The 8,907-nt window shown below is 71.1% G+C and carries 6 protein-coding genes; 4 read left to right on the plus strand and 2 right to left on the minus strand.

The window, feature by feature from the left end; all coding sequences use genetic code 11:
• Positions 1-151: 151 nt before the first annotated feature.
• Together DN771_RS28780 and DN771_RS28785 are read right to left on the minus strand one after the other, a co-directional pair.
• On the minus strand, positions 152-1,573 hold the full coding sequence (locus DN771_RS28780) for a serine hydrolase domain-containing protein (protein ID WP_117001025.1): 1,422 nt from the start codon (positions 1,571-1,573) through the stop codon (positions 152-154).
• A gap of 80 nt (positions 1,574-1,653) precedes the next feature.
• A complete protein-coding gene (locus DN771_RS28785) occupies positions 1,654-2,838 on the minus strand; it encodes an aminotransferase-like domain-containing protein (protein WP_117001032.1) in 1,185 nt (394 codons plus the stop codon).
• Between the two features lie 121 nt (positions 2,839-2,959).
• On the opposite strand from DN771_RS28785, the gene DN771_RS28790 reads away from it, so the two are divergent.
• From DN771_RS28790 to secA, 4 genes are all read left to right on the plus strand, one after another.
• Positions 2,960-3,406 (plus strand): VOC family protein, encoded by a 447-nt coding sequence (locus DN771_RS28790; protein ID WP_227462514.1) that lies wholly within the window; start codon positions 2,960-2,962, stop codon positions 3,404-3,406.
• A 62-nt stretch (positions 3,407-3,468) separates the two neighbouring features.
• Entirely contained in the window at positions 3,469-4,092 is a 624-nt protein-coding gene (locus DN771_RS28795; protein ID WP_117001026.1) for a ComF family protein, read from the plus strand.
• Between the two features lie 132 nt (positions 4,093-4,224).
• On the plus strand, positions 4,225-6,072 hold the full coding sequence (locus DN771_RS28800; protein ID WP_162942540.1) for a hypothetical protein: 1,848 nt from the start codon (positions 4,225-4,227) through the stop codon (positions 6,070-6,072).
• 86 nt (positions 6,073-6,158) lie between these two features.
• The coding region (gene secA, locus DN771_RS28805; protein WP_117001030.1) for a preprotein translocase subunit SecA at positions 6,159-8,907 on the plus strand (2,749 nt) is incomplete at its 3' end.

Raw genomic sequence — 8,907 nt, forward strand, 5'->3', positions numbered from 1 at the left:
CCTTCATCGACAGCACCTCTCCGGCCATGAGGCATCCTCGCCCCAGACCACCTCAGGTGTTACCGATGCTGCGCGACATCCATGTGTCACCGATGTCCCGAGATCGGACAGTGACGGTCACCGTCACGGAACGCACCCAGAACCTCGTCATTCATCGGGGGCGGACGGCGAGGGATGCCGGGTCGGGTCCGCTGAGCGGGGGGAGGCGCCACCCGACGGACGCCGTGGCCGCTCCGTCGTCCCGGCTCGGTGTAGCGGTGAGCTCCAGGGTGTGCGGCGTCTCGACGAGGCGGATGGACGCGCGGAACTCGCCGTCGCGCCACCCGGCGCTCGCTGCTGTCGGCAACACGCCGGCACCGACGGCGAGGAGGCCGTCTGTCCATGAGCCCGCTCCGGCGGCGATGGTCACGTCGTCACCGTCGACGGTGAACGTCACGTCGAAGCCGGACGTCGTCCGGCCGACGATGATCCGCGAGTAGCCCTGCGGGAGCTCGGAGCCGGGCCCGAGGTCGGCCGCGAACCGATCGGGGCCGGAGCGGTCGTCGGCGACGGGCGGGAACGCCAGCGCCGCGAGCCGGACCGCGAGCATCTCGTCGGCAGCGGCCGAGCCGGGCCGGTCGATCGCCGGCAGCACGTGCTGCCACAGCAGGTCGAGGGGCACCTGCATGTCCTCGACCTCGCTGTTGATCACGATCGCAACGTCCTGCTCGGGCAGGACGATGCCGTACTGGCCGAAGGCACCGTCGGCGCGGTACCCGTGACGGGCCTTCCAGTAAGAGAACCCGTAGCCCTGCTCCCAGTCCGACACGTCGTTGGGTGCCACCGGAAGGAATGGTCGTGTCGCCCGGTCGAACCATCCGGACGACACGATCGCCTCGCCGCGCCGGCCGCGCTCGAGCCACAACTGGGTGAGCGCCATCAGGTCGACCGGTCGCAAGTGGCATCCGGTGAAGCCCAGCTCGAACCCCTCGGGGCACCGATGCCACAACACCTCGCCGATGCCGAGCGGACCGAACACGCGCTCACGGAGGACGTCGAGGAGGTGGCGTCCGGTGACGTGGGCGACGATGCGCGACAGGACATACGTGGCGACCTGGTTGTAACAGAACGTGGTGCCTGGCTCGGCGTCGGGTCCGGTGGCGAGCGCGGCGGCGAGGAAGCCCGTCATCGTCGCGCCCGGTCCGGTGGTGAGGCCCATCACGGCCGTCCACGCGTCCTCGGTGTGACCCACCGTCATCGACAGGCAATGCTGCACCTGCACGCCGGTCCAGTGGGGATCGACGTCGAGCCCGGCGACGGGCAGCACGTCGAGGACCGGCGTCTCGAGCGTCAGCTCGCCGCGGTCGACGAGTGTGGCGACGGCGGTTGCCGTCACCGACTTCGACAGCGAATAGCCGAGGTGGATCCGCTGCAGGTCGTAGGGCGCCCATGCTCCCGCCGCGACGATCCGGCCGTGCCGGGCGATCTGCAGGCTGTGCAGCTCGATCCCCGTGTCGGCGAGTCCGCCGAGAAAGGCGTCGATGCCGGTCGCGTCGATGCCCTCGGCGCTGGGAGTGGACGTCGGCATGCTCATCGCGGCGACGCTAGCCAGCGCCCCGATGCCGGCGCGACGTGTCCGGCAGCGGGGCCGTGACTCCAGACCCTCGCCGGCGGTCAGACGGTCGTCGTCATCGAGCCGACGGCCGCGCCGAGCCGCCGGGCCGCCTCGTGCAGGCCATCGGCATCGACGGTGGTGAAGCACAGCCGCATCGTCCCGTCGTCGACGGCGTCGTGCCGGAATGCCGAGCCGGGGACGAAGGCGACCCCCGCATCGATGGCGGTCGCCAGCAGCCGCTCGGCGGCGAGGCCGGGATGCCGCGGACGCACCCACAGGAACATCCCGCCGTCCACAGGGGAGAGCTGGAAGTGCTCACCACACGCCTCCCGGAGCGCCTGAACGAGTACGCCCGCGCGCGCCGAGTACGACTCGACGAGTGCGGCGACGTGGGCGTCGAACCATGCCCCGTCGGCCAGCAGCGCCCGCACCAGATGCTGGTTGAGCACGGCGGTGTGCAGGTCGGTCGCCTGCTTGGCCACGACGATCGGGCGGACGAGCCAGTCGGGCGCGGCGAGCCATCCGACACGCAGCCCTGGCGAGATCACCTTGGACGCCGTCCCGAGGGTCACGGCACGTTCAGTGAACGCCCGCACCGGGGGAGCGGTCGTGCCCCGGAAGCGCAGGGCGCCGTAGGGGTCGTCCTCGACGACCACGAAGCCGAACTGGTCGGCCAGGCCGGCGAGGTGGCGACGTCGGCTGTCGGCGAGCGTCGCTCCGGTCGGGTTGGCGAAGTCGGTCACGACGTACACGAGCTTCGGTCGAAGGCCGGCCGCCAGCCGGTCGGCGAGCAGATCGGTGCGGAGGCCGTCGTGGTCGCCGGCGATCGAGACGACCGTCGGCGCGCACCACTGCAGGGCGCCGAGGGCACCGAGGTAGGTCGGCTGCTCGACGACGACGACGTCACCGGGGTCGAGCAGGACCCGCGCGACGAGGTCGAGGGCCTGCTGCGAGCCGGTCGTGATGACGACCCCTTCGGGCGCGGTTCCGTTGCCGAGGCGATCGGCCACGGTCGCGCGCAGTGCCGCGATGCCCTCCGTCGGGCCGTACTGCAGGGCGGCCGGTCCTTCGGCAGCGAGCACGTCCGCCGTCGCCGCGGCGATGCGGTCGACCGGCAGCAGTTCGGGTGCGGGAAGACCACCGGCCAGCGAGAGGATGTCGGGGCGCTCGGTGAGCCGGAGCAGATCGCGGATCGCCGACGAGCGGACGGTGCGCGAGCGGGTCGAGAGCGCGACGGGCGTCATCGCTCCAGTGAACGCCGCGCCCACCATCCCGCCCAGTCAGCAGCCACACCGGTACCGAGGGCACCCCCCGGGGCGGCGGAGCGGCTCGTCGCCCTCCCGACGCCGGGATACCGTCGTCGTCGTGGAGGACCGACACGTGGACGAGCGGCCATCCCGCTTCCACCTCGCCATCCCGGTGGACGACCTCGCCGCGGCGACCGCCTTCTACGGCGGCGTCCTCGGCTGCTCGCCCGGGAGGGCCGCGGACAACTGGGCCGACTGGAACCTCTACGGTCACCAGCTCGTCACCCACGAGGTCCCAGGCGGCCGGACCGACCGGGTCGCCGGCCACAGCGACGTCGACGACCACCGGGTCCCGGTGCCCCACTTCGGCGTGCTCGTCTCGGTCGACCAGTTCCACGAGCTGGCCGGGCGCCTGGCCGCCGCCGGGACCACCTTCGTCATCGAGCCGTACCTGCGGTTCTCCGGCCGGCCCGGTGAGCAGTGGACGATGTTCCTCCTCGATCCCGCCGGCAACGCGATCGAGTTCAAGGCGTTCGCCGACGACGCCGACGTGTTCGCCACCTGATCGCGCCGGCCCCACGCGGCCTGCTCGGTAACTCTGTGACAGCCCCTCTTCATGATGGGGGCATGATCCTCTCCACACGCTGTGCCGGCTGCAGTCGCCGGGGCCCGGTCCTGTGCCGGACGTGCCGGTTCGCCCTCGTCGCCCGTCCGATGATCGACGCCCCCGCCGGCGTCGTCGTGGCGAGCGCGTTCACGGGACGTGTGCGAGACGTACTGCTCGGCTTCAAGTACCAGAATCGTCGGGCGGTCGCTGCCCACGTCGCCGGCATCCTCGTCCAACGGCTCAGCGCCGCCGGCGCGCTCGACGAGGGACCGGACGTCGTGACGTGGGCGCCAACCAGCGCGTCACGCCGTCGCCAGCGGGGGTTCGACCAGGCCGAGCTGATCGCCCGCGCCGTCGCCGCCCGTCTCGATCTGCCGTGCCGCCGTCTGCTGGAACGGGAGGGCGCCTCCGGCGTGCAGACCGGGCGCGGCCGGCGGGCCCGTGTCGACCCGTCCACCCGACCTCGTTTCCGCGCTCATCCCCGCACCCGCGGGCGGATCCTCGTCATCGACGACGTCGTCACCACCGGGGCCACCCTGGAGTCGGCGGGACGGACCCTGCTCGGCGCCGGAGCCATCAGCGTGGTCAAGGCGGCGGTCGCCGCCACGCCCGGTTCGCTCCAGCCCGCTCGGCGCGTGGCGTAGGCCGGTGCGCGGTCCTCGAGCGCAGGCGCCGTCGCCGCTCGCCGGCAGGTCACTAGTATCGCCGTCCGTACCACCAGCCGACCGGGTCGGCCGACTACGAGCACGTACGACATGACGAAGTGGAGATCCGCGATGCGTGGACACCCTGCGTCGCCGCTGCCCGCGGCCGCGCCAACCCCCCAACCTTCGGGCGGCCACCGCTCGCCCGTCGCGCGGATCGCCGGGGTGGTCGCCGCGGTGAGCATCTCGCTGTTCGGCGCCACGTTGGCGGCGACCGGAGCGTCGGCCGGCCGTCCCGAGTCGGCTCCGCCCACCACCGACGTGCGCGTCAGCGCCACCGACACCATCCCCGACGACACCAGCGGAGACGTCGACGCACCCGACGGTTCGGTTGCCGACGACTCCACCCCGGCCGGCGACGGTGAGCCGATCCCGCCCGACGGCCTCGGCGACGACGCCAACCTCGACGCCCTGGCGGACGACTGCTTCGGCGGCGACCTGCTGGCCTGCGACCTGCTCTTCCTCGCGGCCCCGGTCGACTCGGCCTACGAGGAGTACGGCGACACCTGCGGCGGCCGGCAGCCCGCCGGCACCGAGGACTACTGCGCGTTGGGCACCGACGGCACCGGCACGACGAACGGCGGCGACGGCCAGCCGGTCCCGCCCGGCGACCTGGGCGACGACCCCCTTCTCGACGAGTTGGCGGCGAATTGCTACGCGGGCGACATGCAGGCCTGCGACGACCTCTACTGGGAGTCGCCGCTCGACTCGGCGTACGAGGACTACGGCAACACGTGTGGTGGCCGGGTGCCCGACGGGGCGATGACGTGCACCGATCTCGCCGATCCGGTGCCGGGCACCGGCGACGTGCCGGTCGACACGGGCGACGTGCCGGTCGACACCGGCGAACCGCCGATCCACACCGTGCCGACCAACGGCGAGATCCCCGCTCCGACGGTGGAGCCCACCGGGCTCGGGACCGACCCCCAGCTCGATGCCCTCGCCCAGGCCTGCTACGACGGCGACATGACGTCGTGCGACGACCTCTACAACGCGAGCGCCTCGGGCAGCGCCTACGAGGAGTACGGCGACACCTGCGCCGGTCGCCAGCCCACGGGCACCGGTCGCTACTGCGTCAGCTCCTTCCCCGGCGGCAGCGTCGACACCACCCCGGTGAGCACCGCCGAGGTGCCGGCCACCACGGTGTTCGTCCCGCCGCCGCCCACGACGACGGGCTCGGGACCGTCGCTCCCGCCGCTGCCGAGCCTCCCCGTGACCACGCTGCCGGCCGTGTCGGTTCCCCCCACCGCATCGGCTGCGCCCACCGTGCCGCCGCTGCCCACCGTCGGTCCACCGACGGTCGTTCCAGGGGCCACCACCGTTCCGGATCCCACCCCCGCCACCGTCCCGGACCCCACGCCGACCACCGTCGCCCCCGGGACGGTGCCGCCGGCGACCCTCGAACCGACGGGCCTCGGCACCGATCCGATGCTCGACAGCCTGGCGCAGAGCTGTTTCGACGGTGACATGGAGGCCTGCGATCAGTTGTGGCGTGACTCCGAACCCGGCAGCGCGTACCGGGACTACGGCGACAGCTGCGCCGGTCGGCAGGAGCTCGACACCGCCCAGTGGTGCGTCGTGTCGTTCCCCGGTACGTCTGGCCCGCCCACCACCGTGGTGTCCGAGCTGCCCACCACCACCCCGACGGCGCCCACGGTCGCGCCGGGCACCGGCACGGTCCCGGGAACCGCGACGGCGCAGCTCCCAGCCGCCACGCTCGAGCCGACCGGACTCGGTACCGACGCGGCGCTCGACGCCCTCGCTCAGGCGTGCTACGCCGGCGACATGGAGTCGTGCGACCGCCTGTTCGACGACGCCCCGTTCAACTCCCCCTACCAGCAGTACGGCGACACCTGCGCCGGTCGGCAGCCGACCGGAACGTTCCTGTACTGCGTCGCCGCCTTCCCGGTCCCCAAGTAGCCCGAAACGGTCCAAGATGCCGGAAACGCCCGGGAGGCGTGCCGCGCGGCACGCCTCCCGGGCCTGGCGGTAGCATCGAAACCCGCATGAGCATCCTCGATCGCATCCTGCGGGCCGGTGAAGGCAAGAAGATCAAGGCACTGCAAGCGATGGTGCCGGAGATCAACTCGCTGGAAGGCTCGCTCCAGAAGCTCACGGACGAAGAGCTGCGGGCCAAGACGTCTGCGTTCCGTGAGCGCCTCGCCAACGGCGCCGATCTCGACGACATCGCCGTCGAGGCGTTCGCAGTCGTGCGCGAGGCGGCGCAGCGCACCATCGGCCAGCGCCACTACGACGTCCAGCTGATGGGCGGGGCGGCCCTGCACTTCGGGTGGGTCGCCGAGATGAAGACCGGCGAGGGCAAGACGCTGGTGTCCACGCTGCCCGCCTACCTCAACGGCCTCGGTGGCAAGGGTGTCCACCTCGTCACGGTCAACGACTATCTCGCCCGGCGCGACTCCGAGTGGATGGGCCAGATCCACCGCTTCTTGGGCCTCGAGGTCGGCCTGATCATCCCCGGCTTCAAGTCGACGCCCGCCGAGAAGCGCGCCCAGTACGCCGCCGACATCACCTACGGCACCAACAACGAGATGGGCTTCGACTATCTCCGCGACAACATGGCCGGAAAGCTGGTCGACAAGACACAGCGGGGTCACAACTACTGCATCGTCGACGAGGTCGACTCGATCCTCATCGACGAGGCCCGCACCCCGCTCATCATCTCCGGCCGCGTCGCCGACGCCGCCAAGCTGTACTACCGCTTCGCCTCCATCGTCCGCTCGCTGAAGCGCGACGAGGACTACGAGGTCGAAGAGGACAAGCGGGCGGTGATCCCGTTGGAGCCGGGCATCGAGAAGGTCGAGGCCGCGCTCGGCATCGAGAACCTCTACGACGAGGTGCAGCGCAACCTCGTCCACCAGATGCAGGTGGCCCTGAAGGCCAAGGAGCTGTACAAGCGCGACAAGGACTACATCGTCACCGGCGGTGAGGTGAAGATCGTCGACGAGTTCACCGGTCGCATCCTCGAGGGCCGGCGCTGGTCGGAAGGCATCCACCAGGCGGTCGAGGCCAAAGAAGGCGTGAAGATCAAAGAGGAGAACCAGACCCTCGCGACGATCACGCTGCAGAACTACTTCCGCATGTACGACAAGCTCGCCGGCATGACCGGTACGGCCCAGACCGAGGCCGCCGAGCTGGCCAACACGTACGAGCTCGGCGTGGTGCCGATCCCGACCAACCGCCCCATTCGCCGCCTCGACCAGGCCGACCTGATCTACAAGGGCGAGGGCGGCAAGTTCGATGCCGTCGCCAAGGACATCGCCGAGCGCCACGAGGCCGGCCAGCCGGTGCTCGTCGGCACGGTGAGCGTGGAGAAGTCCGAGTACCTGTCCCGCCAACTCAAGCAGATGGGCATCCCGCACTCGGTGCTGAATGCCAAGCAGCACACCGCCGAGGCCCAGATCGTCGCCCAGGCCGGGCGCCTCGGTGCGGTCACGGTGGCCACCAACATGGCCGGCCGCGGCGTCGACATCATCCTCGGCGGCAACCCGGAGATCATGGCGCGCAACGAGGTGCTGAAGGAGGGCCACCCCGACGAGGTGATGGTCGACGAGTTCGCCCTGCCGCTCCCGCTCGATCAGATGCCCGACGACTTCCGCGAGGCCCGGGCCAAGGCGATGGCCCGCTACGACGAACTCCTCGTCGAGTTCAAACGCGAGTGCGCCGCCGAGGGTGAGAAGGTCCGCGAGCTCGGTGGCCTCTACGTGATCGGCTCCGAGCGCCACGAATCCCGCCGCATCGACAACCAGCTGCGCGGCCGGTCGGGCCGCCAGGGCGACCCCGGCGAGAGCCGCTTCTACCTCAGCCTCGACGACGAGCTGATGCGCCTGTTCGCCACCGGCGCCCTCAGCTACGTGATGAACCGGGCCCTGCCCGACGACGAGGCGATCGAGGCGAAGATGGTCACCAAGGCCATCGAACGGGCCCAGACCACCGTCGAGACCCGCAACGCCGAGATCCGCAAGAACGTCCTCAAGTACGACGAGGTGATGAACGAGCAGCGCAAGGTCATCTACGCGCGCCGCGATCAGATCCTCGAGGGCGTCGACCTCAAGTCGGCGGCCATGGAGTACCTCGACGATGCCGTCGACGCCCTGCTCGACACCTACTGCGCCAGCCCCGCCGAGGACGAGTGGGACCTCGAGGGCCTGGCCAAGGACCTGAAGACGTTCTGGCCGACGGAGATCACCGAGGAGCAGCTGTCCGGCGCCCGCAACACCAAGCAGATCTCCGAGATGGTGCTGGCCGACGCGACCGCCCACTACGAGAAGCGCGAGCAGGAGCTCACGCCCAAGGTGATGCGCGAGGTCGAGCGGCAGGTGATGCTGCGCATCATTGATCAGCGCTGGCGTGAGCACCTCGAGGAGATGGACTACCTCAAGGAGGGCATCAACCTCCGGGCGATGGGCCAGAAGGATCCGCTCACCGAGTGGCAGCGTGAAGGCTTCGAGATGTTCGGCGGGATGATGAAGGGCATCGCCCAGGACTTCGTCCGCTACGTCATGCACGTCCAGGTCGTTCAGCAGCCGGCTCCCGGCGCGGCGGCACCGGCGCAGCCCGCGGCGGCGAGCTCGGCGGGTCCCGCGGCTGCTCCGACTCCGGCTCCCCCTGCAGCTCCGGCACCTGCGGCGGTCGCCGAGCCGGCCCCGGCGGTCACCAACCTCACCACGTCGTCGTCCGACAACGCGCCGGCGTCGGCCTTCGCCGAGGCTGCCGCGGGCGCGTCGCCGGCCGAGG

The sequence above is a fragment of the Desertimonas flava genome, assembly GCF_003426815.1.
GTDB classification, from domain to species: Bacteria; Actinomycetota; Acidimicrobiia; order Acidimicrobiales; family Ilumatobacteraceae; genus Desertimonas; species Desertimonas flava.